This window comes from Streptomyces sp. NPDC002467, assembly GCF_042889825.1.
GTDB lineage: Bacteria > Actinomycetota > Actinomycetes > Streptomycetales > Streptomycetaceae > Streptomyces.
The window spans coordinates 621,699-647,003 of the sequence record NZ_JBIARJ010000003.1; the positions used below are offsets into that span (position 1 = coordinate 621,699).

Here is a 25,305-nt window from a genome sequence, read left to right on the forward strand (position 1 = left end):
ACCAGCTGACGGTCGTGGGAAACCGTCCCGGGAGAATTGGCTGGTCTGCGCGGGTGACGTCCCCTCATGCTGGACGCAAGGTGAGGGCATGCGCGTGGCACGCGATCAGGCGGATATAAAGCAGAAGCACCAGCAGTGTCTTGAGTCGTTCGTGGTGCGAGCGCGTCCTGTGGCAGAACACTCCCTTGCTGATGGCTGGGAGAACCTCGTGGCGCTCATCGACCCGAAGATCGGGATTCGTTTCGAAAACGGTGAGCGAGGTGCACAGCGACATCGCCCGGGGTGACCGAATCGCCCATCGCTGCAACGCCTCGGGGCCGTCGTTCCAGAGAAGTTGTGCCAGAGCCTGTTCTCGGTTTCCGGCTCAGGTATTTGTGGACTGGCCGCCACTGAGTCACGGATCGGTAGATGGGGGCGACCACGGGCGGGCGCCGCACCGCTCTGGAGAGCGTGCGCCCGGAACGGGGGGTGCAGCTCGGGTACGGCTGCCTCAGCCAGGGGCAACGGCGACCTGATATGAGTTGATCATGAATGCTGACACTCTTGACCCGGTGGAGCGCCTGCTCGCAGAGCGGGCTTGTGAGCGACTGGTCGTGGAGTTCGTAAACCGACTCGACCTCGGTGATCCGGGCTCGGTGGCGGACCTCTTCACGCAGGACGGGACCTGGGAATGGCCCGCCGGCGAGCGCCGCATTGCGGGTCACGACGCGCTGCGCATCTACTTCGGCAACCGGCCCGCGGACCGACTCTCACGCCGCATATGCACCAACATCCTGGTTACCGTGACTTCCGCGGACACCGCCGCCGCCACCACCTACTTCACCACGTACCGTGTCGACGGCTACAGCGAGGGCCTCGTACCGCCGCACCCCCCGGTTCAGGTCGGGCACTACGAAGACACGTTCCGCAAGCTGGACGACACTTGGCTGCTCACCACGCGCACTGTCTTCCTCGCGTTCGCCGGTCCCACGGAACGCCTCGAGCTCGGCGTCCTGGTCCCGGAAGACCAATAGGCGAGGATGTGGCGGTCACGGCCGGATCCAGAGCCGGATCGCCGCGACCGTGACCGGCCCGTGGAAGACGTGGCTCCTCTTGCCGTAGCAGGTGGCGACCGCGCGGAATGTGTTGAGCCGGTTGATGGTGCCCTCGACCTCGTTGCGGCGCTGGTAGACCGTTGTGTCGAAGCGGGTGGGCCGGCGCCCTTGCTGCCCCGTCGTTGGCGGTTGGCTCGCTGGCCCGCGGGTTCAGGGATCGTGTGCTTGATCTGCTGCCGCCGCAGGGACTGGTGGTTTCCGCGACCGAACGCTGTTTCCCTCCCTGTCCGCCTGCACCGGCCGACCTACCCGAATCCGTGTCCACGCCCGCGGCCGCGATGCGCCCCGGGAGGCACCGGAACCCGATGACGAGCACCCTTTGGAGCAGCACCTCATCGAGCTCTGGCCCGCTCCCGTCTAGGACCTCATCACCCACAAGCTGAGCGACACCACCGGAACCTTCTACCGATGACACAAGGCCGAAGCCGGCGGGGGGCGGTGGTCGACGAGCCCGAGCGGGACCGGCTTTTGCCGCGGCGGGCCGGCGCCTGGAGGTGTCGCGTTCCGGTCTTTGGCAGTGACGCCGGCCGGTCGGGGTCACGGCACGTTCGAATCGGACCAAGGCCGACCAGGACCCGGCGCAGCGGCTGCCGCCATCCGCGGACGCCCTGTGCCGGTGAGGCGTCGAGCGGCGTCGAGTGGACCGCGACCAGGCTCTGTTGGGGCCTCTCCCATCGCAGCGAGCGGAGGGGGCCGACCCGTGGGCCGGCACAACCGGTCGGGCCGGATTCGCGTCCTCCTTCGCGGAGCGACGACGGCCTGGAGGGCATCATCGACACGTTCACCGACGAGCGCAGGAGTCGGAACCGCCGGCCGGCCGGGGTCGTCCTGGTCCTGTTGGGCGTGGTGGCGGGTGTTCTGCTCACCACCGTGTTCCTGACCGTGGTGTGGTGGCCCCGGACCGAGGTGACGTACCGCAGCGCCGCGCCCTCCTCGGTGGTCTACGCAGACGAGGCACAGCACTACCTGGAACTGGTCCACCGACACACCCCGTCCGGGCGCGACACCTACCGGATCGTGGCCGGCCGGTATACCGGTGCCGCCTACGGACACTGGCTGGACGTCGACACCGCCGTGGCGGAGAAGGGCATCGAGTCCACGACATGGACGCAGGACGGAGTCCGCGTCCGCTTCACCACGGGCCACGAGATGTTCGTCCCCGCCCGCTACTTCATGTTCGGCAGGTGAGCCGGCGCGATCGCGCACCGTCCGTGCGCTGTGCCCGACCAGGGGGCGTCTTCGCGGGGGTTCGGGCACGCACAGGGCCGGGTTCCGGCCTCCACGACCGGACCGTTGGCGGAACTGAAGCTGCTGAGCTTCAATCAGCCCGGCGTTGTCCGTGCTGTTAGGGAGTCAGTGCGGTGGAGATCTGGGCGAGGTGGGCGGTGGACCAGGCGAAGCGGTTGGCGGGGTTGCGGTAGGAGTAGCCACCGTCGTTGATCAGGTAGCCGTCCTCGGCTGTGGTCCAGCGTGCAGGCCCCCACTGCCCTTGGTGCTCGAGGAGCGTCGCGGCAAGCCGCTCGGGCTCCTCGACGCGGGTGCGGGCGCGCAGTGCCGCGGTCAGGCGATCGACGGCGTCATCCGGTACGGCGGCGTCGCCGAATGCCGGTAGAAGGAGCAGCAGTCGGGAGTGGGGGTCGGTGGTGCTGCCGCCGGGCAGGCCGTTGTCGGCTATGGCGGTCAGCTCGGCCCAGGACAGGCCCGGGCCCATGAAGTGCCCGTCGTCTTGTGTCAGGGTCTCGGCCGCGTCCCAGCCAGCACGATGACCTGGGCAATCCGCCACTGCCACCGATACCTGATGATCGCTTCTGGGGGACCCTGCGCAATCCCACCATCGACTCCAGCTGGTATGCGGCTCAATACGCTCAACACCAAGGCTGACCCCCGGGGCTCCGGTTCCCCCCGAGCGCTCCGGTTGTGGCCTGACCGATCGCTACGGCAAGACCGCCGCCGTCTACCTCGCCGGACGTCGGGCCGTCGTGGCGGCGGCTGCGGGCCGGGCCGGACTTCTCGGCAGAGTGGTGCGAGCCCGCTCCTCGCACGTTCTCGCTCAGCGGCTACGGCTCCGCTTCCGGGCTGTCGCCAGAAGGTGCGGCCACCCCGGCAACGGCTGGTTTCGACGGGCGCGTAGTCTCCCGGGCGTGGCATCCCGAGGACGAGTGTTGAGTGCGGCCGCCTGGAAGGCATGGACGAGGGGGGCTGCGGCGCCCTGGCACGAAGCAGCTTTCGAAAACGCCCATCACCTGGTGCGCGAAGGCCGGTACGAAGAGGCCGAGGCGCGGGCGCGGGCTGTCATCGCGGCTCGCCGGGGCAAATGGGGGCGCGACCGGCGGCCTGTGACCGTCTGGCAAGCCACGTACTTCGCCACCATGGCGGCGACGGCCCACGGGCGAGGGGCGGCAGTGCTGGCCGAACAGGAAGCACTGATCGAGGACCTGGAGCAGCTGGACGGCGCGAACCGGTATCTGCTGCTGGCCGCCCGACTGAACCGGGCCTGGGTGCTGATCGATGAAGGACGGCCCGGTGAAGCGGAGGTCGAGGCCCGGGCCGTCCTGCGGGCGTTGACTCGGCTCAAGCATCTGACCGAGGTGTGGCAACTCGAACTGTGCGCCCTGCAATGCCTGGGGGACGCGCTGTGCGCGCAGGACGAGTACGAGGAGGCGGAAACGATCGCCCGCGGGAATCTACCGCGGGCCGAGAAGCGACTGGCGACCCGTTTGCACCGGCTGCTGATCCGCAGTCTGTCCGGGCAGGGGCGCCATGAGGAAGCCCTGGCCGAGTCCCGCAGGACCTTCCCCGAGCCGCTCCCTTCCGACAGCGGGGAGCTGGAGCTCGCCAGGGCCGTGGCCCTGCACGCCCTGGGCCGCGCCGGCGAGGCGGAGACCGAGGCCCGGCGGGCGCTGGCCGCCTGCGAGCGGTACCTGCATCCGGCGCACTCCCGAGTCGGCGAAGTCCACGCGCTTCTGGCCCGCATCGCATCTGCCTGACAAGGCGGCCGCGCCGAAGCCCTGGCTGCTGGTCCTTGGACCGGGCAGACAACCTGGGTAGGCGCAGGTGACCGATGCCCTGTGGGCCGGAGCGGCCCGCCGGCCGTCGCCTCGTCGTCCCGTCATGACAGATGGCGGGCGAAGAAGGTCCCCAGCCGGCGCCGTACCTCGGCGAGTGTCACCGCGGGGTCGCCGGTGCCGACAAGCGCGGTCCGCGCCGCCGCTGTCACGCGGCCGGCAGTCTGGAGCTGAGGGACGAGTGAGCCGTAGTCGGTGAACGCCCCGTGATTCGCGTCGGGGAGCAGCGCGCGACGGCCGCGAAGGCCGGCCCAGGACGACTCGATCCGAGCGGCGCCGTCGAATCCGTCGGTGCGGAACAGCAGCAGTGGCTGGTCGCAGCCGGCCGGCGACGGGTACAGGTCGAGGTAGCCTTCCAGGTTCGCCACCGCACCGACACGGCGGTCGTCACGGGCCGCGTACACCGCTGCCGTGCCGCCTGCCGAGTGCCCGTACAAGCCGATCCGGCGGGAGTCCATGACCTGGGCGAGCGGCAGGCTGCCGAGTCGGTCCAGAACCAGCCGGAGGTCCGCGATCCGGGTGTCCACCATCGTGCGGAAGGTCGCCGGGTCCGGTGGCCCGAACAGGACGGTCGTCCGCATCCCGGTCGGCAGCTCCACCTGGGAAGCGTCACCAGGATGATCGACGAGCACGACCACGAGACCGCGGCTCGCCAGGGCCTCGGCGAGGGTTGTGCCGAGCGTGCGGGAGTCACCGCCGCCGGGTGAGTACACCAGTACTGGCCGCCGCCCGGGAAGCGGCGGCGCGCCCACGTGCCCGTGGGTGAGGACCGCGCCCCAGTCCACTACTCCCGGCTGTGGCAGTCCGGGATGGATGTGGGGCGCGAGGCCGGCGAACTCCCGTGCCTCGGCCGCAGTGAGTTGCGGGGCCCGGGCGAAGCCGTCTATCGATCGGGCCGGGTACAGGACGGTCAGCATCAACTCCCGCACACCGCCGACCCACGGATCGGTCCGGGACGGGTCCGTCAGATGGGCCGTCAGCATGCCCACCGGGTGCGGGCAGGCGGGCGCGGGCAGTCGGAGGATCGCGCCGCCGGTGGACGCGGAGGCAGCCGTGGGCAGCAGGGCGGCGGCGCTCCCGAATAGGGTGCCCTTCAGAAGAGTGCGTCGCGAAGTCATACGAACATCCTTGGTGTAGGGCCGTCAGGACGCGAAGGTTCAGGCCCTCGCCGAAAGGCCGGCCCAGGACGAGGAGCTGTGAGAGTGCTGCGAGTCCACTTCACCGCGGAGGACTTCGCACGTGTCCGGTTCGCCGCCCGCCCGGCGCCGCTCCAAGAGCTGCACGCCGCCCTGACCACGGCCATGACCCAGAGTGGCGGGCCACTGTTCGCGTCGTGGCGGGTCCGTATCCTGCGCTCCCTCCCGGCGGCAAGCAGCCCGCTCGCCGACCTGGTTCCGGCGGGCCGTCCGCCTTCCTTCCTCGACGCCCTCGGCGACAGCGTCGCCGAGGGCGTCGAACAGATCCGTGCCACGAACCCCGTTCTCGTCCGATCCGAGCTGGAGCGGGTCTACGGGGCGGTGCCCGCCCCTCGCTGGATCCGCGGCCTGCACGCGGGCGACGAGAAGGCCTGGCACACCCTGCACCATGCCCAGCGGGCCACGTACGAGGCAGTCATCGCCCCGGTCTGGTCCGTCGTCCAGGATCTCCACCATGGGGAATTCACCCGCTACGCCCTGACCGCCGCCGAGCACGGCGTCGCCTCCGCGTTGACCGGCCTTGCCCCGGGCAGTCGGCTCCACGAGAACGTGTGGGAACTGCCTGGCCCGGCGCCGGTCCGCGACGTCCGCCTCGATGGGCGTGGCCTGGTTCTGCTGCCCACCTTCCACCACCCGGCGGGACCGCTTCTCCAGGACACGCCGGGCCATCCCGCGGTCCTCACCTACCCGGCCGGTCCCGGGCTTCCGCCCACCGCGGCAGGCCCGGTCGGCCCCGCCGAGGCCCTTGCCGCCGTTTTGGGCCGCACACGGCTGGAAGCTCTGCGCCTCCTTGCCGAACCTCACACCACGACTTCCCTGGCCCGCGCCCTCCACGTCAGCAACGCGACGGCTTCGTCCCACGCGGCCGCGCTGAGATCGGCGGGCATGGCGACGACGGCTCGCGCGGGCCGCTCGGTCACCCACCGGCGCACGGCTCTCGGTACGTTGGTGGTGGGCGCTTGGCCGCCCTAGACGAGTAAGCCCGAAGTCCTGGTCAGTGGTCGTAGGCGATGAGTGACCTGGTCAGGAGTGTTCCGTTGGCCCGGTCGTGCCAGATGGCGGCGGTCAGGGCCAGGATGCGTTGTCCGCCACGGAGCCAGGACGCCGGCCGCGGTCCCGGCTCCATGGCGTTGGAGGTCCCTACACGGAGGTCTGCGCCAGGCGGGGCGGCCGCCGGTGTTTCGTAAGGTCCGTGCCAGAACACGAAGTGGAGGGCGGCCTCACCCTCCCTTTACTCTCGAGACATGAACGTGTTCGGTGGCGGTGGCGGTGGCGGTGACGGCCAGTGCCTGGAGATGACCAACGGTGGCACGGCGGTGTTCGTGGACGTGCTGATGCTCGCCGTGTCCGCGCTGGCCCACAAGCCGTGGGACTTCCGCTTCGCCGCCCTGCTGACGCTCCAGGACCAGAGCGTGATGGGGCGTGGGGTGGTTGGTTTCGGGCTGGCCGAACTCGATTGGGGGGTCACGCCCCTGGAGCGAGCCGCGGCGAAGGACTTTCTGCTGCGCGTCCTCGATCTGGCGCTGTCCCGTCACCGTTGGGAGGAACTGACGTACGAGCCGGCACGGGCCGAGGGACACCTGCGTACGTACCGAGCAATGGTGGAGGAGTTCGACCCTGAGAGCGCGAGGGCCGGCGCGAGCGTCCTGCCCGGGCCGCAGGAGGCCGCGATGGCCTCTTGTGTGCGCCACCGGGTGCTGGATGCGCTGCCGTTCTGGCAGGCGTGCGTGTTCTGCACGGCCGGGGTCTGAGGACCTGCGTCCCGCGGTCTGCCGTCAAAGTGATCTGCGGACCCTCGTTCTCGCCCGGCCACCATGACGGCTGTCTTCCCCCTCGGTGAATGCCCAGGCTGACCGGTGATGAGGGGACGATGACGACCTGTGGAGTCGCAGAGGTCTCCGTCCGAAGCAGGCAATCCGACGCTGGGTGACCGGCCACCGAGGACGCTTCGGCGTCGAAGTCGCTGTAGTCGCTCCCGACCCCGAAGTCCCAGCCTTCGTCGACTTCATGCTCTCGGGGAGCCGGCGCGGCGAGACCCTGCGTACCGCGCACCGGATACTGGATGCCGAGCCGCTGCCGAAGCCGTCGGATGACCAGCATGCGGTGAGCGAGCGCCTCGCACGTACGGTGCGAGCTCTGGCCATGGAGGAAGGTGAGCGGGCCCATCACCGCTCTCCGGTACCGATACGGCAGCGCCCGCGCGATGTCCAGCGCAACGGCACCGTGGCCCTGGTGCAATGAGCGGTTCGCGTACGCGGTCGCGCACCAGTTGACCGGGCGGGCCTGTGAACGGCTCTTGGCGCTCAGGCGGCACCCCCTGCCCCGCATCACCGACGCCATACTCGAACGTGCCAACCGCACCAGCGCCTGCCCAGCCTTCCGCAAGCGAGCCCAGGGCCAGTCCTGCGACGAGTACCCCTTCGCGCGCACCAACCAGGGCGCCTCGAAATCCGACCGCCATGACTGGGGATGGGCCTGGGTCCCGATCTCCGAACAGAACAGCCAGGCCCGCTGCCTCTCCGCCTTCTACCAAGCCCAGCGCGTCCTGAACGGCGACAAGTTCTGGGTCGAGGTCCCCTGATGCCCACTCCCCACGAGATCACCGCCACCGCACCCGTCTGGGCCAGCGACAGTCAGTACTACCTCTACGGCACCGAATTCGACCCCACCGGATTCACCTACACCAACTTCAACGGACTCCTGGCACCCCTGCGCCCGGGTACCGGCATCGATGTTCCCGGCACGTTCGCCGTCATCCTGACCGGCCTGGAGACCGGATACGTCACCGTCACCCTCGAACTGCACTCCGCCTCCCCGCAGGCGCCGGCTCTCGATGACTGGGACGAGGTCGTCGAAGCGAGCCTGGAAATCCCGGACGGCGACGCGTACGTCATCGACGCCCACGACCAAACGCCGTTCCCCTCGCTGTCCGCCTATACCGGCCGGTCCGCCCGGATCCGTGTCCACGCCCGCGGCCGCGACGCGGCACGGCAGGCACTGGAACCCGACGACGAGCACCCCCTGGAGCAGCACCTCATCCAGCTCTGGCCCGCACCCGTCTCCGAGCCCGTCACCCACAAGCTGAGCGACACCACCGGAACCTTCTACCGCTGACCGGCCGAAGCCGGCGCGGGGTCGGTGGTCGACGAGTCGGAGCGGGACTGGCTGCTGCGAGGCCAGGCCGGTGCCTGGGGGTGTCGCGTGCGGGTCTTCGGCAGCGACACCGGCCTGGCCGGGGTCACGGCCCGCTCCAACAGGCAGAAGGGCGAACAGGACCGGGCCACCTGGATGCCGGCTCCGGCGGTGCACTGCCGGTACCTCGGCGAGTGGGTGGCGACCAAGCACCGGTGGTCTCTCTCCGCGAAACAGGCCGAGCGGGAGCACTGCTGCGGTATGCGGCCGACTTCCCGAACGCGACACTGGCCTTCGAGCGGGCTTCCTGACCCAGGTCGAAGGCGGATCGCCGGACCGGCCTCGGTGCCGGTTGGTGTGGCCCCATGTGATCGCCGCTGGGTGGAAAACGGGGCAGTGCCCGGCACCGGTGTGTGCCGGGCTCTGCTCTGTGCCGGCGTGGTTACGGCGTGGCGGTCCCGGTGCAGCCCCTCTCCCACCTGGGGAACTGGGCGTCAGCTTGAAGCCGTAGTCCTCCCGGCGGTACACGCGGAGCTCGACGGGAAGGTTGTCGACGTAGCGCCCGCCTGCCTGCGGAGCACCGCCTCGCAGAGTGAGGGCTCAGAGGGGGAGGATGCCGGGGAAGGCGCCGTGGCCGGCGTGCGGGGAGGTGAGGGCGAGCCAGCCGTGTCCGCGGGTTTCGGTGCCTGAGCCGACCATGTCCGGGTCGACCGAGAGGTGGCCGCAGGCGGTGCGCACGCCGGCGGTTCCCGCGTTGGGAGGGGCATCGTCGTACTCCGGGTCGAAGTCGGGGTCGTCGACCGCGAGGGTCTCCCAGGGGAGCGGGTCGCCCTCCCATTCGGGGTCGCTCTCGGCGGCGTACTGTCGGATCACGCAGCCCTCCTCGGCGACGAACCACACGTCGGAGCCGCCCGCGTCGTCGACGAAGAAGAGCTGCGCCTGGGCGCAGTGCCGGCTTACGCGCTCGACGGTCTCGACCATGTCCTCCCATCCCTTCCCGATGAGGAGGTCGTACGGGCCGAACACGAGGCGCCAGCCGTCCAGCTCCGGGGTGACGAAGACATGGCCCACGGTCTGGACGGCGCCGTCACCGCCGGGGACGGGCAACCGGATCTCACGGCCCGCCGCCTCGACGCCCGTGGCGCACGTGATGGGTCGCCGGTGGTGCAGGTCCAGGGCGCCGAAGAGGCCTTCGTACGAGGCCCCAGGCACGGCCAGCCACCAGCCGGAGAGCTGGGGCGACGGTGCGCTCGGCGTCTCGTCCGCGATCTTCACCCGGATCAGGCGCTCGATCGCCGCAAGGTCGCGGGCGTCGAGCCCGTCGGCGCCGCCGCCCGCGACGAGCGCGGCCATCGCGCCCCGCCGGGTCCGCGGTGACGCGGCCGGGTCCCGGCGCAGCGCGCGCAACCTGGTGCGGTACGCCTCGTGCGTCAGGAGGGCGTAGTCGTCGGCCTTGTACGGGGCGGGGCGGCGGCCCGCGTAGCACTCCACCAGGGCGCGCAGCCCGGTATCGGAGTCCGTCCGCAGCCGGACGAGCCCTGCGAACCCGTTGCCCGCCGCGCCGCGAGCGGAATCGGTGGCCAGCTCCGCGTACCGGTCGGCGCACCGTTCGTCGAACGCCCCGAGCAGCCGGCCCGCCGCCCAGTCCTTCACGTTGCCGTGCCGCCAAGCCGCGAGTACGGCGTCGAAGGCGGGCGGCCCGATCAGGGCCAGGATCCGCATCACGGGCTGGAGCGTGGCGGTCGACCGGGCGTCGGCGACGGCGGCCAGCAGCGCCGGCACCACGTCGTCGGCCCGCTCCGTGAGGAGCGCGAGGACGGCCTCGGCCCGGGCCCGCTCGTCACCAGCGCTGGTCGAATCCTCGAGGTCACGGAGACCATCAAGGTCACGGAGACCGCCGAGTGTGCCCGGATCGCCGAGGTCCTGCCGCGCGTCCACGGTGCCCAAGGCGCCGCGGTCGCGCAGCGTACGGAGGTCGTCGAGAAGGGATTCGATCTTCATACCGCGCACGGTACCGACCCCACGGACACAACGGCCTACCCCGGCCGGACGGTCACGCGACGGTCCGAACCGCCTCCTGCGGACCTCAACTCAAGGCTCCCGGATCGGCGTTCGCCGACCGATGGCAGTTGGGGTTCCTGGCGCCTTTCCGCCGGGTCAGGCCCTGGTGCCTGTCCAACGGGGCTTCGGGCTTGCGCTTTCCGTTGCGGCAACTTCTACGGTCATGTGTGTGGCCGGAGAGACCGGCCCGGCGAGGGAGGCACCGGAAATGGCCTGGTCGATCGCGGAGGTGGCGCGGATGTCCAAGGTGACATCGCGGACGCTGCGGCATTACGACGAGATCGGCTTGCTGCCGCCCGCATGGATCGGGAGCAACGGGCACCGCTACTACGAGGAGGCCGATCTGCTGCGGTTGCAGCAGATCTTGCTGATGCGGGAGCTGGACCTGGGGCTGCGCGAGATCCAGGCGGTCCTGGACAGCCGGCTCGACCAGGTGGCCGTGCTCCGTGAGCACCACCAACGGCTGCTCACGGAACGGGACCGGCTGGAGACGCTGGCCCGTACGGTCGGCCGCACCATCGCCGAACTGGAAGAAGGTAAGGACAAGGGCCGTATGACGAAGATCAACAAGCCGGAGAACCTGTTCGAGGGGTTCCAGCCCCCCTCCGAGGCCGAGGCCGAGGTACGGGAGCGGTGGCCGCAGGCGTGGGAGCAGTCCCGGCAGGCCGTCGAGGCGATGACCTCGGAGGACACGGAGCGCTGGCAGCGTGAGGTGACGGCGCAGATGATCCGCATGGCGGAGTTCATGGTGGCCGGCACACCGGTATCCGACCCTGCGGTACAGGCCGAAGTGGACGCCAACTACAAGGGCATCTGCCGGTTCTGGACCCCGAACGCGGCCGCGTACAAGGGAGTGGCCCAGACCTATGTCGAAGACCCGCAGATGCGGGCCAACTTCGACAAGATCGCCGACGGACTCGCCGTCTACCAGCGTGATGCGATGACCGTGTACGCCGATGCCCGGCTGAGCTGACCGCACGCGTCCAAGGGCTGTTCGGCGGGTCATGAGCGCAGCCAGAGGTGAATGGCTGCTCCTGCCCCCCGGATCCGGGACCCGGGATTCGGTCCGCCCGCGAGGAGATCTGCCTGCTCGGCGGTGCTCGCAGTCGGTTGGGATACTGCAGCCAGTGAAGTCCCGGGTACCCGGGTACCCGGGTGACGGCGTCGAGATGGAGACCAAGCGGCGATACCTAAGAGGTCGTTTCTTTTGGCTGTCAGTGCGGTGTGAGAGCCTCCGGGCATGAGCTACGACCTGGCCGTGTGGGAAGGTGAGCGGCCGGCGAACGACAAGAGCGCCCGCCGTGCCTTCAGGGACCTGTACGACCGCTATCTCGACGGTGAGGTTGTTGAGCCTCCGTCCGAACGCATCACGGCCTACGTCGCGGCGCTTCTTGAGCGGTGGTGCGACATCACTGAGGACGAGAACGAGACGTCGCCCTGGTCGGTCGGTCCGCTGATCGCCGGTGCAAGTGGTCCGCTCATCTACTTCGGGATGGCCTGGAGCAGGGCCGAGGAAGCGTCTGCCTACGCGGCGGGCCTGGCGGACTCGATGGGGCTGCTCTGTTTCGACGTGCAGCAGGACCGCCTCAGGACCTGAGTGGGGTGACCAATCGGCGATGGCTGATCAGGGCCGCGGCGATCCCGACGAAGGCGAGGAAGTGTTCGGCCTTGCGTTCGTAGCGCCGGTGGAGGCGTCGGCAGCCGGCCAGCCATGACACGGTCCGTTCGACGACCCAGCGATGGCGGCCCAGACTCTGCGAGGACTCGATGCCCTTGCGGGCGATCCGGTGCCGGATCCTCCGGCCGCGGAGCCAACGCCGCAGGTGGTCGTAGTCGTAGCCCTTGTCCGCGTGGAGCTTGTCCGGGCGACGGCGTCGTGGCCCGCGGCGAGAGCGTATCGGCGGGATACCGCGAACGAGCGGCTGCAGACCGAGGCTGTCGTGCATGTTGGCACCGGAGATCCCCAGCGACAGCGGCAATCCATTCCGGTCGGTGATCAGGTGAATCTTCGATCCCAACTTGCCGCGGTCAGTCGGATTCGGTCCTGTCAAAGGCCCCCTTTTGCGGCCCGGACGCTGACCGAGTCGATTGCGCACCGCGACCAGTCCAACTCACCGCGGGCCCCAAGCTCATCGAGGATCACCCGATGGAGTCGGGCCCAGACCCGCTGACGGCTCCACAGGGCGAACCGTCGGTAGACCGTCTGCCAGCACGGCCCGAAGACCGGCGGAAGCTGCCGCCAGGTGCACCCCGATGTAGCCACAAAAATGATCGCCGCCAGAGCCTCCCGGTCACCAGCCCGCCGACGACCACCGCCCTGCGGTCGTATGACCTCCGTCGGCGGCACCACCCGCCGGAACAGTTCCCACAACTCATCCGGCACCAGCCGCTCAACCAGATCCGCCATGCACGGTTCAACGACCAGGGCACGCCATAAGAAACGAAGTCTAAGGCACACTTCCCCGACCCGCTGCGAACGCAGGAGGAGCCCAAGATCGGTCAGGGAAAGCGACTCGTCAGGGGTGTAGAGCACCCAGTTCTCATGCTCCGCGGCGTGGTCCAGGAGGAACTGGTGGCCCTGCGCTGGATCGCTCCCTGCCAGCGGGAAGCCGGCCAGGAAGACCTGTGGCCCGGCGACTGCATCCAGCGCGACACATGCGAGCCTGCCCGCGTCGTAGAACGCCTTCACCCCGTCCGGAAAATCTTCCTGCTCGTACGGACCACCAACCCGTGAAAGCGGCTCAGAGACCAGCAGTTCCTCGGCGACCTCTGCTGGCGACATCCCGAACCTCAGCGGCCCCACCCCGGCTCCGGGCCGCAGCTGCCAGCACTCCCGCTCCATATCCGCACTCATTCATCCACCCCACATCTGACCGGCCCGCGTCCATCTCCATTGCTTGATCGCATGTACACGGCCAAGGGCCAAGGTGCCAACTCAGCCGCTCAAGTGCCAACTGGACTCCTCAGTCACACGAGGGATATGGATCAGGTACTGACAGGGCCGGCACCTTCTGCGGACTGAATAACTCGACCGCCCGCCAGTACCCCACGACCCCACTCCGCCGCCGGCGCTCGTCCCCCGCTCCGCCCATGCGTGTACCCCCGTCCTCGATTACGCACTCTTCATCGGCGGCCTCATCGTGATCGGCCGGCTGCTGTCCTGCTGAACCGCGGACCAACTGGCCCCTCGTGCGGGGCGGGTCTGCGGACTACTCCCGGTTCGGCTTGCCCTGCGAGGACCCGGACAGTCGTTGGATATGGGCTCGCTGGGCGTTCACCCTTGCTCGGAAGCGTTCGGCATCCAGCGTGGCGTGGACCGGTGTTGCGGCACCCTTGCTCAGTGCGATGCTGCCGACGGGGCTGCTGTCCTGACCGGCTTCGAATGCGGCTGCGGCATCGAGGAGACGGAGTTCCACTTGGATCGTGTCGAAGCGGCTCTCGCGCCATTCACGGGGCGGGTTGTCCGGGTACGTCGGCAAGTCGAACCGGATGAGCAGTGACGGACCCTCCCAGTGCCAGCGGATTTCGCGCACGGTGATGCCGTCGAGTTCGGGCACCTCCTGCTCTCCGTAGACCGCCCGGATGATTTCGGGGTTGTCCACGAAATCGAGCCAGCTCGGTTCCGGGGTGGGGACCGCTGTCTCTGGAATCGGAACCTCCTCGCGCAGGGGCGGCCGGACCCGGTCGATACGACGCCGCTCGCTGGCGCCGAACTCCTCGTAGTTCTGACGGGCCTCGCGGAGCGTGACATGGTTGGGGCCACCCACATACCGGTCGGGATCCCGGTAGTCCCCACCGTCGTCCTGCCACCCGCAGACGGGGCAGATCTCGTGATTGCCCCGTACGGCGACTGTCAGGTTTCCGCAGACGATGCAGGGTGATGCGCCTGTCCCCACTGTCACTCCAGTCCTGGTTGCTCATCCCAATAGCGCCTGGCATTGGCATTGGTCGCGGTTCCGTCTGGCCGGATGGAACTGTCGAAATAGGTGATGATCTTACCCGTGTTTCGATCCTTGGTGCCGAATTCGTTGGTAGCCGGATCCCAGCGATAGATCTTCCCCTCCATCATGGATTCCTTCTCCCTGACGCCTGGAGACTTCGGGCCGGACATGAAGTCGTCCGCTGCCAACGCGTAGTCGCCCTCGTCGTAGATGTTCAGGTCACGGCCGTGGTCACCGTAATGGCTCCTCAGGCTCTTCGGGCTGGTCCAGTTGTCCCGCGCCTTCTTGATCTGCGCATCGAGCTCTTCGCAGTCCGGGTCGGGCGCAAGGCCGAGCAGGTCGAACCGGGTGAGGGGATTACCGACGTATGCGACGGGATTGGGAGCCGGCCACAGGCCCAGGGGGTCCGGGGAGAAGTAGCGGGCCGTTTCCGGATCGTACGTGCGGAAGCAGTTGTAGTGGAGGCCGGACTCCGCGTCGAAGTACTGGCCGGGGAAACGGAGCGGTGTGTAAGCCGTCGCGTTGCGGTTCCATGTGGTGGCACCCCAGATGGTGGAACGCGTGCGCCAGGCTATCCTCCCGTCCTCGCCGACCAGTTCTCTCGGCGTGCCTATCAGGTCGGTGACGATGGCGAAGAATCGCTCGTCGACCACTTCCTGCGCGGCGTTCTCGACGCGCTCGGTCTGAGTGAGGGGCTTGTGCCCGTCACGCTCCCAGGTGAGCGTCACCGCCGCCGGAGCGTTGGGGCCGGAGACCGTGCGCTGCTCGCAGAGGTTGCTGCCGTCCCAGGTGAAGACCGTCTCCTCCCGAACCTCCGACCTGGGCCCCGCCGCCATACGCTGTTTGGCGATGCGCCGCCCCAAGGCGTCGTACCGGTAGTGCCAGCGAGTGCCGTCCGGTGTGACGAGCGCCGCCAGCCGGTCCTCGGCGTCCCATTCGTAGCGCCAGGTGTCCGGCTTCCGTGAGAGCCGGGTTATCTGTCGCAGGACGACCCGCCCGCGGTCGTCGTGCTCGTAGCGCACTGAGCCTGCGCGCATGACCCGGGTGCCCCTGTACGTGCGTTCGCCGCATGAGTCCGCCCCCGGATGGCGCTGCGGCCACGACGCCGAGGTCTGGTTTCCCGTCTCGTCGTAGGTGTACCGCTCGGACCAGCCGGCCGCGTCCACTGCCGTGATGCGTCCGGCCGCGTCGAGGGTGAACGAGCGGTCGCCGTTCAGGGTGTCTTCGACACCCGTCAGGAACCCGTCGTCCCGGTAGCTGTACCCGCGTTGCTGGAGGACGGTGCTGTCGGATCCGAGTGCCTGCTGCCTGGTGAGCCGTCCGCGGGCGTCGAACTGCTGGTTGAGTGTGAGCGCCGCACCGACGGTACGGCTCACTTCACGTCCCGCCGCGTCACGGCCGAAGGCAACCGTCCTCCCGGACGTGGTGAGCGCGTTGAGTCGCCCGTCGGCAGCGAACGACCGGTCGCTCTTCACTCCTGCGGGAGTCGTGCGTCCCACGCGCCTGCCGAGCTCGTCGTACGTGTAGGCGAGGACCCGGCCGTCTGTGCTCTCCGAGAGCAACCGGCCATGGCGGTCCCTGAGCCTGAGCAGCGTCGTCCCGTCCGGAGTGGTGGCCGAGGCCAGCTCGTCGAAGACGTCGAATTCGTACGTCGTGATGCCGTCCGCGGTCTCCTTGCGGATCATCTGCCCGAGCGCGTTGCGCTCGAAGACCACACTTCCTTCCTGCGCGTTGGCCCGCGAGGTGAGACGCCCAGCCATGTCGTAGCCGTACGAGACGGAACGGCCGTCGAAGTCGGTCTCCGACACCAGGCGGCCCGCGGGGTCGAAGTCGTAGGTCCACTCGGCGCCGTCCGGGGCCGTCACTCGGACCAGGCGAAGTTCGGTGTCGTAGCCGAAGGTGTACCGAGCCCCGTCCGGACCGGTGCGGGCCGACAGACGGTCGAAGTCGGTGTACTCGTAGACCGTCGTGCCGCTCGCCCCATCGGTATGGGTGAGGCAGTTTCCCTCCCCGTCGTACGTCCAGGACTCCGTGCTGCCGTCGGGAGCGATCCTGCGCGAGGGCTTGCCCTCCACCGTCCATTCCATCCGGGTGACCTCACCCAGTGGGTCGGTGAACCGCACGACACGGCCGAAGGCATCCCGCTCGAACCGGGTGACCGCGCCGAGAGGGTCCGTCACGGTCGCCGGCAGACCGACGGCATCCGTGCTGATGCGGACCACGGCTCCCAGAGGGTTGGTCTGCGAGACCAACGATCCCCGCTCGTCGTGCTCCAGTACGGTCGTCGACCCGGTCGGCGAAGTGACCGAGGTGCGGTTGCCATGGTCGTCGTACGTCTGACGGAAGACTCGGCCGTCGGGGTTCACCACCTTCACCGGGAGCCCGAGGCCGTTGTACTCCATGCTGCCGACACGGCCGTCCGGCCTTTCGAGGGCTACCAGGCGACCGTCTTCGTCGTAGGACCTCCGGGTGACGTGGCCCAAGGCGTCGGTCTCCGTGACGAGCCTGCCCCGACGGTCGTACGCGTGGCGAGTGACGGCGCCGAGCGGATTGATCGAGGCGACCACCCGGTACGCCTCATCGATCACGTACCGGCTCGTGTGACCCTCGCCGGTGGTGACCGTGGTGACACGCAGTCCGGTGTCGGCATCCACGGTGTCGTATGTGAGCGTGAGGGCCATGTGCCCGTTGGCGCCGCCCGTGGCAGTGCAGCGGTTGAGGTCGTCGTAGGCGTATGTATAGGAGAGGTCGTTCGTGTCGGTCCACGAGGTGATGCGGGCGCGTTCGTCGTAGGTGAAGCGCAGGGGCAGCCCGGAGGAGTTGACGACCTCGGTGAGGTGCCCGTCGGTGTAGCCGTAGGCCAGGATGCGGGAGCCGCCGGTGAGATGGAGGCCTGTGATGCGGCCGTCGGCGGTCTCGAACCGGAGATGGTATCCCCCGCTGTGGGCGATACCGAGCGGGGTGCCCCGCTCGTCGTATTCGAAGGCGATGACGTTGCCGTTGCGGTCTTCGATCTGCTCGATGACACCCAGGCCGTATGCGTTCCCGGCATCCTGGAGGCCTTCGGACAGCGGCGCCGCGAAGCGGCTCGTACGACCGAGCTCGGGATCGGTGATGGTGTAATCGCCCTGCGGGGTACGTTCCAACGGCCACTGGGGTCCGCTCGTGGGGAACACCGGAACACCCGGAGCCGGGTGGGGATAGGCGACAACGAGCCCGTCCTCGGTGATGAAGACGATGCCCTCGAGGTCGATTTCCAAGTGCTGGTCAATGGTCGAGGCCCAGGCGGGGCCGAACCAACGACCTGCCGTGTAGCCGGATTCGCCACGCCGGGTGAAGATCAACGGGAGGGTCCCGGGCAGGACGATGTCCGTCTGCGGGAGGAACATTCGGCCAGTGGCGAGGTCGATCGGGTCGGTTCCGTCGCACCGTTTCTTACGATCGGGTGTGTCGGACATGTGCGGGCCGTCCGATTCCAGGCCCTTGCGGCCGGGGCCGGTCGGGATGTCGTCCGCGAGGCGGCTGAGGCTTGCGCCCTTCCTCAGCGCGCTCGAACCCGCTCCCAGTCCCTTCGAACCAACGACCTCGGACAAGGCCTTCCCGAAGCCTTCGCCGGGATCCTTCATGAATTCGTGGTACATGCGGGAGCCCGCTGCCCCCGGGTCGTTCGCCGTGGTCATGAGGCCGACCCCCATGCCCTGCAACCGCATCTTGTACTCGGTCGGGTGCATGCGGTTGTAGGGGTCGTCGGGGTCGACGGCGCGGAAGAAGTTGATCGTTCCCGCGGCGCCCTTCACGAAGCCTCCGCCGACGTGTTCGAAGGAGACACCCATGCGGAGCGTCTCGGACGCCAGCTGCATCGTCGCGGACGGCATCGGCGGGGCCGCGTCCCGTGCCGTCTCCAGCGCCTTGACCACGGACTGGGCTGCCTCGTCCCGCTGGCGACGGGCCTCGGCCAGTTTCTCGCGGGCGGCCTTGATGCCGTCCGTGCCGGGGTCGGTGAAGCCCATGGGACGGGCCGGCAGAGGGTCCTGCTTGGCGCGGACCGCCTCGTTGTACGAGTCGACCCACTTGTTGTACGCGTCGTGCGCGGCCTGCGAGGTCTTCACCGCGGTCTTGTACTCGTCCAGCGCCTCCTGGGCCCGGCCCTGCGCCCACTCCACCGTGTCCGCGAAACGATTCAGCGCACCGGCCGCGGTCTCGAAGGCATCCGCGGCCGCGAACCACTTCGGGGGCTGCTTCTGGGCCGTCGTGCGGAAGGCCTCGGCGGAGGCGCCCTGGATCCCGTCGTGGTCGAGACCCTTCAGGCCCTGGCCCGTCTGGTCGAAGGCGGCCTGGAAGTCACTCAGATGGGAAGCGGTCGCGCGGAGCTTGGACGCACTGCCGTGGACCAGCCTCTTGGGATCGTCGGTCTGGCCCAGCTCGTATTCGTCGACCTCCGCCCCGAGCCGGTTCGCGATGATGTCCGACCCGGTGCGCATCGCATGGGCACCGTCCTGCCAGCCTGCGTTCTCGAGCTGGTCCGCGGCCTTGTCGCCCACCCATTGAAGGCCCTCGCCCAGGGCTTTGCCGCCGGCGTCGATCCAGTCGCCGAGGTCGCGTCCCATCAGTTCGCACCCTCGGTAGCGCGGGCCCGAACCTGGTCGAGCTCCTCACGGTCCATCCCGGCGTATTCGGCCGCACCCTCGACGAGTCGACCGCTGAAGCCCTTGGAGAGGGAGTCGCGCTTGGCCTGGTCCCAGATCTGCTGGAAGTCGTCGCGGGCCTTCTGGGCCTCTTCCGGAGTCTCCTGCCGGAGGGGCACCCTGATCTCGTCCCAGGACTTCTTCTCGATCTCGTCCTCATCCGCGTGAGGATTGCCGATCACGGAGTTCGCGGCGACCTTGAAGGTTCCTTCGCGGTACTGGTCCTCCTCCCAGACCATGCCCGCCGAGATCTTGAGGTCATTCGCCAGATTGCTCGCACTGAGGACGAGAGAGCGCACGCCCCACTCCCAGCGGGCGCAGAGTTCCTCGAACACCCCCGCCACCTGCCCGTGACCGGCTTCCATGCCGGTCATGGCCAAGTTCCCGAACCCGCCGCCCATCGACGCGGATCCCGCCGCACCGAACTCGCGCAACTCACCGATCGCGGCACGCAGGCCGTTCGTGAGGTTCTTCACCGCGACCGGATCCATCTCCAGGTCGCTGTTGCCGTTACCCGTCAAAATCCCACTCCCATGATCATCTGCAAGGATACGGAGTGTTTCGGAGCAGGCCAGCGACCTAAGTGGCCAAGGCCGTAGGCACGATCACGCCCGCAGGAAGATCTTGGCGTGAAGCACGCGGACCACGTTTGTTCTTAACCTCCGGCCGTCCCATGGCGGTGAACGTTGATCTGCAGTGCAGGACGATGCGAGGTGTCATTCGGTGCTCAGAGACGACCGCGGAGACGTCGCTGCCGAACCGGGATGCCGTGCCTCCCAGGCTTCCTCGCCGGGCTCCCACACCATCCCGGCCTCCGGCGCGTCCAGGAGGACCTTGCGCCGGTCCTCCAGCTCCCCGGCCCGCAGCGCCTTGCGCTGCTGGTGCACCCACCGCCCCAGCGGGAACGCCTTCGTGACCCCGACCTCGGTCTCAGTGTCGTACGGGACGGCGTGGACGCCGGTGATCGCGTTCTCCTTCCGCCAGCGGATCAGGGCCTGGTAGCCCTCCAACCACACCAGCGACTCCGGCTGGTAGACCCGGGTGCGCAGGAACGCTGCGACGCCTCGGTCGCGGCTTTCTCGTCGCCGAGGCGCGCGAGGAGCAGGGACCGGAAGACGTTGAGGCGCCACCACGGCACCGCGTAGTCGGAGGTCTGTTCGTGGGAGCCGGCTGCGTCGAAGACCCGCCGCCCTCGCTCGTCGAGGTCGCGGGCGGTGGCGTGGTCGCCGCGGAGGGCGGCGGCGTGGGCTTTGCCGTAGATGGCGTTGAGCAGGCCGAGGGACGGCCGCTCGTCGAGGGCGAGGGCCTGGTCGGCGAGGACGTCGGCGACGCCGAGGGACGCCCCCTCGTACCCGAGCGCGATGGCGGCCCGCCCGCGCACCCACACCCGCGCCGCCGGATCCCCGGACTCGTCGGCAGCGCTCGCCGCCATCCTGTACCAGCGGACGGCGGCGGCCCCGTCCGAGCCGGGGAACGTCTTGGCGTACAGGGTCATCAGCCGGCTCGCGACCGACCACAGCCGGGGTTGGTCGAGCTGCTGCTGAACGACGACCAGCTCGCCGGCGACGCGCCGTTGGATGTCGGCCGCGCCCATCGACATGTAGTCCGTCCCGTACGCGGCGAGCTTGGCCTCCCACGCCTCCACAGACGGCCCGCCCGCGAGGCGGGCGGCGAAGCCTTTCGCGAGGAGGTCGGAGGCGACCACGGGGGCTATGGCGGTACCGGCCACATCGGTCAGGAACTCTCTGCGCAGCATGGGGTCCTCCAGGACGGACAGCGGGACGTCGAGCACCCGGGACAGCGCCGCGAGGTAGAAGGGGCGCGGCGCGCACTTCCCGCGCTCCCACCGGGCCACGTACTCACGCGTCAGGGCCGTCCCGTGGTCGCGGTTGACCTCGTCGGCGAGGCGGGCTTGCGACCAACCGTGCGCGGTGCGCAGCTCGCGGATCAACTCCCCGATGTCCATGACCCCATCTTGCCCCCGGACTTGCCCCTGCCCGGCGGCTTTCGGCGGGCCGAAGGTATGGGTACCGACCCGATCCGCGAACGGGGCACACACCATGGCAAAGACCACCGACTACGCCCGCGCCGAGGCCATCAAGCTGTTCCCGCCGGCCGCCCTTGCGGCCCCGCCGGACTGTGCCCGCTGCCAGGACTACGCGCAGCGCCGCGACACGGCCACGGGCCCGTTGCGCGGGACTGTCGTCACGGACATGCAGGTGCTCATGAAGCGCTGCGCCGCTGCGGGGCACCGGTGACCGGCCGCCGCCGGTTCCACGTCGGCGACGCGGTGCTCGACGGGGAGCGCCAGGCGCGCGGCGAAGTGGTCGGCATCTACCCGTCCCCTCTCGTGGTCCGCCTGGTCGACGCGGGCGGGTTCCAGTGGATCGCGCGGACGGTGGCGTGCGAGCCGGCGGACAAGCGCCCTGCGGCGCGGGAGCCGGAAGCGGTGCGGGTCCCGCCGGGGTGTGTGGAGGTTCAGTGCCCGCCCACCGAACTCCGGGTCGGAGATCAGGTGCTGGCGGGCGGGCGCCTGGTCGCCATCGTGGACTTGCGCTACCGGCACGGCGGCACCCGGACGATGATCCTGCGCACCGGCGCGGTGTGCGTCGCGGGGCGCACCGTTCGCGTCTACCGGCGTCACCCCGTCCCGGCCCGGCCGGGACGCCCGTAGCAGCGCAGCACGGGGCCGTTGGGCAGGGGGGTTCCCGAGGAGGGGAGCCGGCGCCTCGGGGGGTTGAGGCGCCGGCCCCCGAGGGACGGCTACCGGATCGGGGGGCGGTGGTCCGGCGGCCGTGGTCTGAGCGGAGTCCTGGCGCACGCCGTCGCGGGCGGTCCGGACCTGGGGGCGATTGCACTGTAGGACACGATCCGCCGTAGGCCGTGGTGCGCCCCGGTTCCGCGTGACCGGAGTTGGCGCACCGCCGTTGAGCCGATCATGAACACGCGCTCTCTCGCCCTGGCTGTTCCTCGCCCCGCCTTCCGCATCGGCTGCGCCCGCCCCTGTGGCAGGGGCCGTTCCTGCGGCCGGTACGGCCTTGCCCGATGTCCGTTCGACCGATGACGCTGCGGCGACGTTCTACACCGGCCGGCCCTACGCCGGCCCGGCGCTGGGCCTGGAGGCGCAGGGGGAGTGCGTGAACCTGCCCGCCGGCTTCGACAACCGGATCGAATCGGTGGAGGTGGCCCCCGGCGTGGCCGTCGAGGTCTTCGAGGACGCAGGCTGCGCGGGCAGCTCCCTGGAGTTCTTCGAGGACATCGACAACCTCGGGAGCTTCACGAGGAAGGTCAGCGCCGTCCGGGTCACGTACAGCACCGGCGGGTGAAGTGACCGGCTCTGGCTGCTGACAGGCCCACGTTGAGCAGCCTGACGGTTCTTGGCCTGAGGAGGGGGCGGCAACCCGCCGCCCCTTCCTCACCTATCCGGCCCTCCGGGCTGCCTCCCAGGATCAAGCTTCACCCTTCAACTGACAGGGATACGCCGACGGGGATGTCGCCCACTGAATGCACCCGTACGAGAAACTCAGCAGGTCGAACACATAGCCGACGGGGGCTGTGATCGAGGAGGTCAGGTCCGCCTCATTTGCTTGGGCAGCAGGGGCGATGGCGGCCGGGGTGTGGGCTGTTGGTGAGGAGGTGTGGAGTGCGGCGTGGGCGGGGGCCGTGATGGTGAGGGCTGCGGCGGTTGCGGTGAGGGCGAGGATCGCCCGTGTGGTGTGGCGGTTCATGCCTGCTCCAACGATCTTCTCGTGAGCGGGACACCACGATCACTCGCGAGGCACTGAGCGGGCGGGCGTGTGCCCTGTGCCGAGCTGGCGCCAGCCGGGGGAGCGGGGCGTCGCCGAGGGCGCCTCGGCGGCCGTAGGGGCCGCCTCGTCGGGCCCGGCGGCCGAGTTCGACCTTGAGGCCTTCGCCGCGAAGGCGGCGATCATCCGCAACGAGGTCCGCGTCCCCGTCTCATAGGGCGTGCGCGGGCCCGATGCTCGGGGCAGTACGGCCGGGGCCGCCCCAAGCAGACAAGCGGCCCTTGCCGTGCCGGGGGATCAGCCCCCGGCGGCTTCTGTGCCCGCGCCCAGGGTGCGCCGGCCTCGGAGGCGGGGCGCGCTCGCGGGCGCTTCGACCGGCTCGACGGGCTCGGCTGCGAGGCGGGTCCGGCGGGGTGTGGTCGGTTGTGCGGGGGGAGTTGCGGGGCGCGGGCCGGTGCCCAGGGCGCGGCGTTCGATCATGGGCCCAGTGTCCTGGTCGGTGCTCTGTCGACTGCGGGCGGGCCGGCTAGGGACGCCTCAAGATCGTTTAGTGAAAGGTGACTATAGGTCACCCGCGAGGGGACTTATAGTCACTTTTCGCATGCCGGGTGTAGTTCCCGGCGTACCTTCGGCCGGGTTTGTGTAGCTCTGGGCGTACGTTCGGCACCGGCCCTGTTTTGCCACCATGGGTGGCAGAAATGCGAACCATGGTGGCAAAACGTCCCTTGGGTGTTGCCGGTGGTGTACGTCCTGCGTCGTCAGTCTTCGGCGGTGAGTTGTGGCCGTAGGGCGTTGATGCGGCGGCGTGCGGTGCGGGTGCTGATGCCGTCGGGGGCCGCCAGCTCGGCGGCGTTCGATCATTTGCTGATTTTCACAAGGTCGGGCAGGAGCTCGGGAGTGGCCGCAGAGGCCGCCGTAGTGTGGCGGCCCTTGCGGAGTTTTGAGCTTGAGGTCTGGCCGCGCAGGTTGGTTGGGCCATTGCGGTCCATGACGTGGTCGTCGCCTCTGGGGAGCCAGTGCAACCCTCTGCGTGTTCCAGTTTCAATCCGATCTGAAATTTGAACCATGCAAGTTCCGGGTGGGCAAGGCTGGCCAGGCTGGCGTAGGACGTCAAGAGGGTGTTACTAGCATGCGGAGGAGTGCGGGTTCGCCTTCAAGGGATGCCATGGCTTTTCCGAGGATGGCGCCGATTGCGCTGCCACGGTCGGATACTCGCATCGCGCACCCGTGGGTAGGTGAAGTTGTGAGGAGGTCGCCAGCGGCGATCGTCCCGTACTGAGGGTCAGCTTTGACGTAGACCTGCCCAGCGAGCGCGAGTGTCACATGATGCGCAGATTCGGGATTGCTTTCCATGACGGTTCCCGGGTTGAGACCCCCGGCTCCGGACACAACTCCAGTCGCGCGCGTGTCATATTGCGTGTTGCACGGGGTGAGCAGGCCGTCGTCCCCGATGACGAGAACGGTGCCTGGTTCGAAGCTGTCTTCTGAGGCGAACGTCTCTGCATAGTCCCCTCCGCTGGGAACAAATTTTACCGCATGGACTTCGCCGAAGAAGTTTCCGCTTTTCCCTTCGATTTGATTGCCTTCCAGCGGACCTGTGACCTTTACTTTTCCTTCGAATATTCCAGCAAATGCTCCGCCCTTGCCGTAGACGCCGATTCCGCTTTCGCTGTGTCCTGCGACTCCGCAGGTTTGTCCCTTGCCCTGCCCACGCACGGCGTCTACACCGAGGCCTCCTGTGGATTCCCCGTAGACGCCTAGCCAGGCTTCGCTGACTCCGACAACTCCGGTCCCGTGAGCCCTCCCCTCGACCCCGAACCCCTCTGTGCTCACGCCTGAGACTGCCGTGGCACTAGCCTTTGCCACCAGGGCAATCGCGCCATCTGCTGTGGTTATCCGTACCTGTTCATTAAAATCACTCATTTTATCCTCCAGGGCATAAGGTTGCAGGGCATCAGGTTGACACCTGATGCCAGGGCTAGCTGGGTGGAGGGGCGAACACTTTCCACTCTTCGAACGTACGACTGCGTTTGAGAAGGTGCAACAGGCAGCAAATGCGGTTCAACTTGGAATATATGACGGAGCAATGATTCAGGTATCGACGATGAGGGGTCGACCGGAGCCCGGGAGCCGGAAGGACTCAGGCAGGGGAGCGCAGCGGACCTGCCAACGGGCCGAAGGCCCGATCCCCGTGAAACGGGGTCACCCTGGCTGCGGAGCAGGCCATTTGGGATGAAGCGAAGCGGAATCCCGACCCCGTCCGGAGCGAAGCGCAGGACACCGGCCCGAAGGGCCGGCTGTGAGGGCGCGAAGCGCCCTCCCGGTGAGCGAAGCGAACCGGTTCGTTGGCACAGCGCGCAGCGCTGTGGGACCCGCTCCGCGGGG

General features: G+C 68.9%; 26 protein-coding genes and 3 pseudogenes. 16 read left to right on the forward strand and 13 right to left on the reverse strand.

Annotation, left to right across the window (positions count from 1 at the left end; genetic code table 11):
* The first annotated feature begins 88 nt into the window (after positions 1 to 88).
* On the forward strand, positions 89 to 286 hold the full coding sequence (locus ACFYYJ_RS09550; protein WP_389130406.1) for a hypothetical protein: 198 nt from the start codon (positions 89 to 91) through the stop codon (positions 284 to 286).
* Between the two features lie 241 nt (positions 287 to 527).
* Positions 528 to 1,013 (forward strand): nuclear transport factor 2 family protein, encoded by a 486-nt coding sequence (locus ACFYYJ_RS09555; RefSeq protein ID WP_385360135.1) that lies wholly within the window; start codon positions 528 to 530, stop codon positions 1,011 to 1,013.
* Between the two features lie 15 nt (positions 1,014 to 1,028).
* Here the strand turns inward: ACFYYJ_RS09555 and ACFYYJ_RS09560 are convergent.
* Positions 1,029 to 1,291, reverse strand: a pseudogene (locus ACFYYJ_RS09560) (IS5/IS1182 family transposase); the annotation flags it as partial.
* Between the two features lie 333 nt (positions 1,292 to 1,624).
* On the opposite strand from ACFYYJ_RS09560, the pseudogene ACFYYJ_RS09565 reads away from it, so the two are divergent.
* Positions 1,625 to 1,766: pseudogene (locus ACFYYJ_RS09565) on the forward strand (HNH endonuclease); the annotation flags it as partial.
* A gap of 174 nt (positions 1,767 to 1,940) precedes the next feature.
* Positions 1,941 to 2,282: a hypothetical protein gene (locus tag ACFYYJ_RS09570; protein ID WP_389130409.1), complete on the forward strand. Its 342-nt coding sequence runs from the start codon at positions 1,941 to 1,943 to the stop codon at positions 2,280 to 2,282.
* A 157-nt stretch (positions 2,283 to 2,439) separates the two neighbouring features.
* Here the strand turns inward: ACFYYJ_RS09570 and ACFYYJ_RS09575 are convergent, their stop codons facing one another.
* Positions 2,440 to 2,805, reverse strand: coding sequence for a hypothetical protein (locus ACFYYJ_RS09575; RefSeq protein ID WP_389130412.1), 366 nt, complete (start codon positions 2,803 to 2,805; stop codon positions 2,440 to 2,442).
* 625 nt (positions 2,806 to 3,430) lie between these two features.
* Between ACFYYJ_RS09575 and ACFYYJ_RS09580 the strand changes: the two genes are divergently transcribed.
* On the forward strand, positions 3,431 to 4,081 hold the full coding sequence (locus tag ACFYYJ_RS09580) for a hypothetical protein (RefSeq protein WP_389130414.1): 651 nt from the start codon (positions 3,431 to 3,433) through the stop codon (positions 4,079 to 4,081).
* A gap of 122 nt (positions 4,082 to 4,203) precedes the next feature.
* On the opposite strand, the gene ACFYYJ_RS09585 is transcribed toward ACFYYJ_RS09580, so the two are convergent.
* Positions 4,204 to 5,277 carry an acetylhydrolase gene (locus ACFYYJ_RS09585; RefSeq protein ID WP_389130417.1) on the reverse strand — a complete coding sequence of 358 codons (1,074 nt, stop codon included), beginning with the start codon at positions 5,275 to 5,277 and terminating at the stop codon, positions 4,204 to 4,206.
* A gap of 84 nt (positions 5,278 to 5,361) precedes the next feature.
* On the opposite strand from ACFYYJ_RS09585, the gene ACFYYJ_RS09590 reads away from it, so the two are divergent.
* Entirely contained in the window at positions 5,362 to 6,327 is a 966-nt protein-coding gene (locus ACFYYJ_RS09590; RefSeq protein ID WP_389130420.1) for an ArsR/SmtB family transcription factor, read from the forward strand.
* 22 nt (positions 6,328 to 6,349) lie between these two features.
* Here the strand turns inward: ACFYYJ_RS09590 and ACFYYJ_RS09595 are convergent, their stop codons facing one another.
* Positions 6,350 to 6,481 (reverse strand): hypothetical protein, encoded by a 132-nt coding sequence (locus ACFYYJ_RS09595; protein WP_389130422.1) that lies wholly within the window; start codon positions 6,479 to 6,481, stop codon positions 6,350 to 6,352.
* Positions 6,482 to 6,599: 118 nt separating this feature from the next.
* On the opposite strand from ACFYYJ_RS09595, the gene ACFYYJ_RS09600 reads away from it, so the two are divergent.
* The 4 genes from ACFYYJ_RS09600 to ACFYYJ_RS09615 all read left to right on the forward strand — a co-directional run bounded on the left by ACFYYJ_RS09600 (position 6,600) and on the right by ACFYYJ_RS09615 (position 8,469).
* Positions 6,600 to 7,106 (forward strand): hypothetical protein, encoded by a 507-nt coding sequence (locus ACFYYJ_RS09600; RefSeq protein ID WP_389130424.1) that lies wholly within the window; start codon positions 6,600 to 6,602, stop codon positions 7,104 to 7,106.
* Positions 7,107 to 7,281: 175 nt separating this feature from the next.
* Positions 7,282 to 7,596, forward strand: a complete 315-nt coding sequence (locus tag ACFYYJ_RS09605) for a hypothetical protein (RefSeq protein ID WP_389130426.1) — start codon at positions 7,282 to 7,284, stop codon at positions 7,594 to 7,596.
* The gene (locus tag ACFYYJ_RS09610; RefSeq protein ID WP_389130428.1) at positions 7,559 to 7,936 is read left to right on the forward strand and encodes a NucA/NucB deoxyribonuclease domain-containing protein; all 378 of its coding nucleotides are present in this window, start codon (positions 7,559 to 7,561) and stop codon (positions 7,934 to 7,936) included. The genes ACFYYJ_RS09605 and ACFYYJ_RS09610 overlap by 38 nt, the downstream gene beginning before the upstream one ends.
* Positions 7,936 to 8,469 carry a hypothetical protein gene (locus ACFYYJ_RS09615; RefSeq protein WP_389130430.1) on the forward strand — a complete coding sequence of 178 codons (534 nt, stop codon included), beginning with the start codon at positions 7,936 to 7,938 and terminating at the stop codon, positions 8,467 to 8,469. Before ACFYYJ_RS09610 ends, ACFYYJ_RS09615 begins: the two co-directional genes overlap by 1 nt.
* 618 nt (positions 8,470 to 9,087) lie before the next feature.
* On the opposite strand, the gene ACFYYJ_RS09620 is transcribed toward ACFYYJ_RS09615, so the two are convergent.
* A complete protein-coding gene (locus ACFYYJ_RS09620; protein ID WP_389130432.1) occupies positions 9,088 to 10,488 on the reverse strand; it encodes a hypothetical protein in 1,401 nt (466 codons plus the stop codon).
* A gap of 268 nt (positions 10,489 to 10,756) precedes the next feature.
* Between ACFYYJ_RS09620 and ACFYYJ_RS09625 the strand changes: the two genes are divergently transcribed.
* Entirely contained in the window at positions 10,757 to 11,521 is a 765-nt protein-coding gene (locus ACFYYJ_RS09625; protein ID WP_389130523.1) for a MerR family transcriptional regulator, read from the forward strand.
* A 267-nt stretch (positions 11,522 to 11,788) separates the two neighbouring features.
* Entirely contained in the window at positions 11,789 to 12,145 is a 357-nt protein-coding gene (locus ACFYYJ_RS09630) for a hypothetical protein (RefSeq protein ID WP_385367329.1), read from the forward strand.
* On the opposite strand, the gene ACFYYJ_RS09635 is transcribed toward ACFYYJ_RS09630, so the two are convergent.
* From ACFYYJ_RS09635 to ACFYYJ_RS09660, 6 genes and pseudogenes are all read right to left on the reverse strand, one after another.
* Positions 12,135 to 12,955, reverse strand: a protein-coding gene (locus ACFYYJ_RS09635) for an IS5 family transposase (protein WP_389130526.1) whose coding sequence is annotated in 2 segments (ribosomal slippage) — positions 12,135 to 12,605 and positions 12,608 to 12,955 — 819 coding nt in all. Because the reading frame shifts where the segments join, the coding sequence is not laid out codon by codon here. The two genes, ACFYYJ_RS09630 and ACFYYJ_RS09635, sit on opposite strands and share 11 nt — an antisense overlap.
* An 802-nt stretch (positions 12,956 to 13,757) precedes the next feature.
* Positions 13,758 to 14,450, reverse strand: coding sequence for a CPCC family cysteine-rich protein (locus ACFYYJ_RS09640; protein ID WP_389130435.1), 693 nt, complete (start codon positions 14,448 to 14,450; stop codon positions 13,758 to 13,760).
* Complete coding sequence (locus tag ACFYYJ_RS09645; protein WP_389130437.1) at positions 14,447 to 19,096, reverse strand: putative T7SS-secreted protein; 4,650 nt, start codon at positions 19,094 to 19,096, stop codon at positions 14,447 to 14,449. The genes ACFYYJ_RS09640 and ACFYYJ_RS09645 overlap by 4 nt, the downstream gene beginning before the upstream one ends.
* Positions 19,096 to 19,695, reverse strand: a complete 600-nt coding sequence (locus ACFYYJ_RS09650) for a hypothetical protein (protein WP_389130440.1) — start codon at positions 19,693 to 19,695, stop codon at positions 19,096 to 19,098. Before ACFYYJ_RS09650 ends, ACFYYJ_RS09645 begins: the two co-directional genes overlap by 1 nt.
* Positions 19,696 to 19,947: 252 nt before the next feature.
* Positions 19,948 to 20,235 (reverse strand): annotated as a pseudogene (locus tag ACFYYJ_RS09655) (helicase associated domain-containing protein); the annotation flags it as partial.
* Positions 20,163 to 21,140, reverse strand: coding sequence for a helix-turn-helix transcriptional regulator (locus tag ACFYYJ_RS09660; protein ID WP_389130443.1), 978 nt, complete (start codon positions 21,138 to 21,140; stop codon positions 20,163 to 20,165). The pseudogene ACFYYJ_RS09655 and the gene ACFYYJ_RS09660, both read right to left, overlap by 73 nt.
* A gap of 94 nt (positions 21,141 to 21,234) precedes the next feature.
* Here ACFYYJ_RS09660 and ACFYYJ_RS09665 point away from each other — a divergent pair, with 94 nt between their 5' ends.
* The 3 genes from ACFYYJ_RS09665 (at position 21,235) to ACFYYJ_RS09675 (ending at position 22,500) form a co-directional block, all read left to right on the forward strand.
* Positions 21,235 to 21,432, forward strand: a complete 198-nt coding sequence (locus tag ACFYYJ_RS09665) for a hypothetical protein (protein WP_389130445.1) — start codon at positions 21,235 to 21,237, stop codon at positions 21,430 to 21,432.
* Entirely contained in the window at positions 21,429 to 21,848 is a 420-nt protein-coding gene (locus tag ACFYYJ_RS09670; protein WP_389130448.1) for a hypothetical protein, read from the forward strand. Before ACFYYJ_RS09665 ends, ACFYYJ_RS09670 begins: the two co-directional genes overlap by 4 nt.
* Positions 21,849 to 22,212: 364 nt before the next feature.
* Positions 22,213 to 22,500 (forward strand): hypothetical protein, encoded by a 288-nt coding sequence (locus ACFYYJ_RS09675; RefSeq protein WP_389130450.1) that lies wholly within the window; start codon positions 22,213 to 22,215, stop codon positions 22,498 to 22,500.
* 123 nt (positions 22,501 to 22,623) lie between these two features.
* On the opposite strand, the gene ACFYYJ_RS09680 is transcribed toward ACFYYJ_RS09675, so the two are convergent.
* Positions 22,624 to 22,902: a hypothetical protein gene (locus tag ACFYYJ_RS09680; RefSeq protein ID WP_389130453.1), complete on the reverse strand. Its 279-nt coding sequence runs from the start codon at positions 22,900 to 22,902 to the stop codon at positions 22,624 to 22,626.
* 76 nt (positions 22,903 to 22,978) lie between these two features.
* Here ACFYYJ_RS09680 and ACFYYJ_RS09685 point away from each other — a divergent pair, with 76 nt between their 5' ends.
* Positions 22,979 to 23,137: a hypothetical protein gene (locus tag ACFYYJ_RS09685; protein WP_389130456.1), complete on the forward strand. Its 159-nt coding sequence runs from the start codon at positions 22,979 to 22,981 to the stop codon at positions 23,135 to 23,137.
* Between the two features lie 893 nt (positions 23,138 to 24,030).
* Here ACFYYJ_RS09685 and ACFYYJ_RS09690 read toward each other — a convergent pair.
* Positions 24,031 to 24,843, reverse strand: a complete 813-nt coding sequence (locus ACFYYJ_RS09690) for a hypothetical protein (protein WP_389130458.1) — start codon at positions 24,841 to 24,843, stop codon at positions 24,031 to 24,033.
* Positions 24,844 to 25,305 lie beyond the last annotated feature (462 nt).

What these genes read in the sequence shown, in the direction of transcription:
- ACFYYJ_RS09550 (WP_389130406.1), top strand. Translation starts at nt 89, where the DNA reads ATGCGCGTGGCACGCGATCAGGCGGATATAAAGCAGAAGCACCAGCAG.
- ACFYYJ_RS09555 (WP_385360135.1), top strand. Translation starts at nt 528, where the DNA reads ATGAATGCTGACACTCTTGACCCGGTGGAGCGCCTGCTCGCAGAGCGG.
- ACFYYJ_RS09575 (WP_389130412.1), bottom strand. Translation starts at nt 2,805, where the DNA reads ATGGGCCCGGGCCTGTCCTGGGCCGAGCTGACCGCCATAGCCGACAAC.
- ACFYYJ_RS09585 (WP_389130417.1), bottom strand. Translation starts at nt 5,277, where the DNA reads ATGACTTCGCGACGCACTCTTCTGAAGGGCACCCTATTCGGGAGCGCC.
- ACFYYJ_RS09595 (WP_389130422.1), bottom strand. Translation starts at nt 6,481, where the DNA reads ATGGAGCCGGGACCGCGGCCGGCGTCCTGGCTCCGTGGCGGACAACGC.
- ACFYYJ_RS09600 (WP_389130424.1), top strand. Translation starts at nt 6,600, where the DNA reads ATGAACGTGTTCGGTGGCGGTGGCGGTGGCGGTGACGGCCAGTGCCTG.
- ACFYYJ_RS09610 (WP_389130428.1), top strand. Translation starts at nt 7,559, where the DNA reads ATGTCCAGCGCAACGGCACCGTGGCCCTGGTGCAATGAGCGGTTCGCG.
- ACFYYJ_RS09615 (WP_389130430.1), top strand. Translation starts at nt 7,936, where the DNA reads ATGCCCACTCCCCACGAGATCACCGCCACCGCACCCGTCTGGGCCAGC.
- ACFYYJ_RS09620 (WP_389130432.1), bottom strand. Translation starts at nt 10,488, where the DNA reads ATGAAGATCGAATCCCTTCTCGACGACCTCCGTACGCTGCGCGACCGC.
- ACFYYJ_RS09625 (WP_389130523.1), top strand. Translation starts at nt 10,757, where the DNA reads ATGGCCTGGTCGATCGCGGAGGTGGCGCGGATGTCCAAGGTGACATCG.
- ACFYYJ_RS09630 (WP_385367329.1), top strand. Translation starts at nt 11,789, where the DNA reads ATGAGCTACGACCTGGCCGTGTGGGAAGGTGAGCGGCCGGCGAACGAC.
- ACFYYJ_RS09645 (WP_389130437.1), bottom strand. Translation starts at nt 19,096, where the DNA reads ATGGGACGCGACCTCGGCGACTGGATCGACGCCGGCGGCAAAGCCCTG.
- ACFYYJ_RS09660 (WP_389130443.1), bottom strand. Translation starts at nt 21,140, where the DNA reads ATGGACATCGGGGAGTTGATCCGCGAGCTGCGCACCGCGCACGGTTGG.
- ACFYYJ_RS09665 (WP_389130445.1), top strand. Translation starts at nt 21,235, where the DNA reads ATGGCAAAGACCACCGACTACGCCCGCGCCGAGGCCATCAAGCTGTTC.
- ACFYYJ_RS09680 (WP_389130453.1), bottom strand. Translation starts at nt 22,902, where the DNA reads ATGAACCGCCACACCACACGGGCGATCCTCGCCCTCACCGCAACCGCC.
- ACFYYJ_RS09690 (WP_389130458.1), bottom strand. Translation starts at nt 24,843, where the DNA reads ATGAGTGATTTTAATGAACAGGTACGGATAACCACAGCAGATGGCGCG.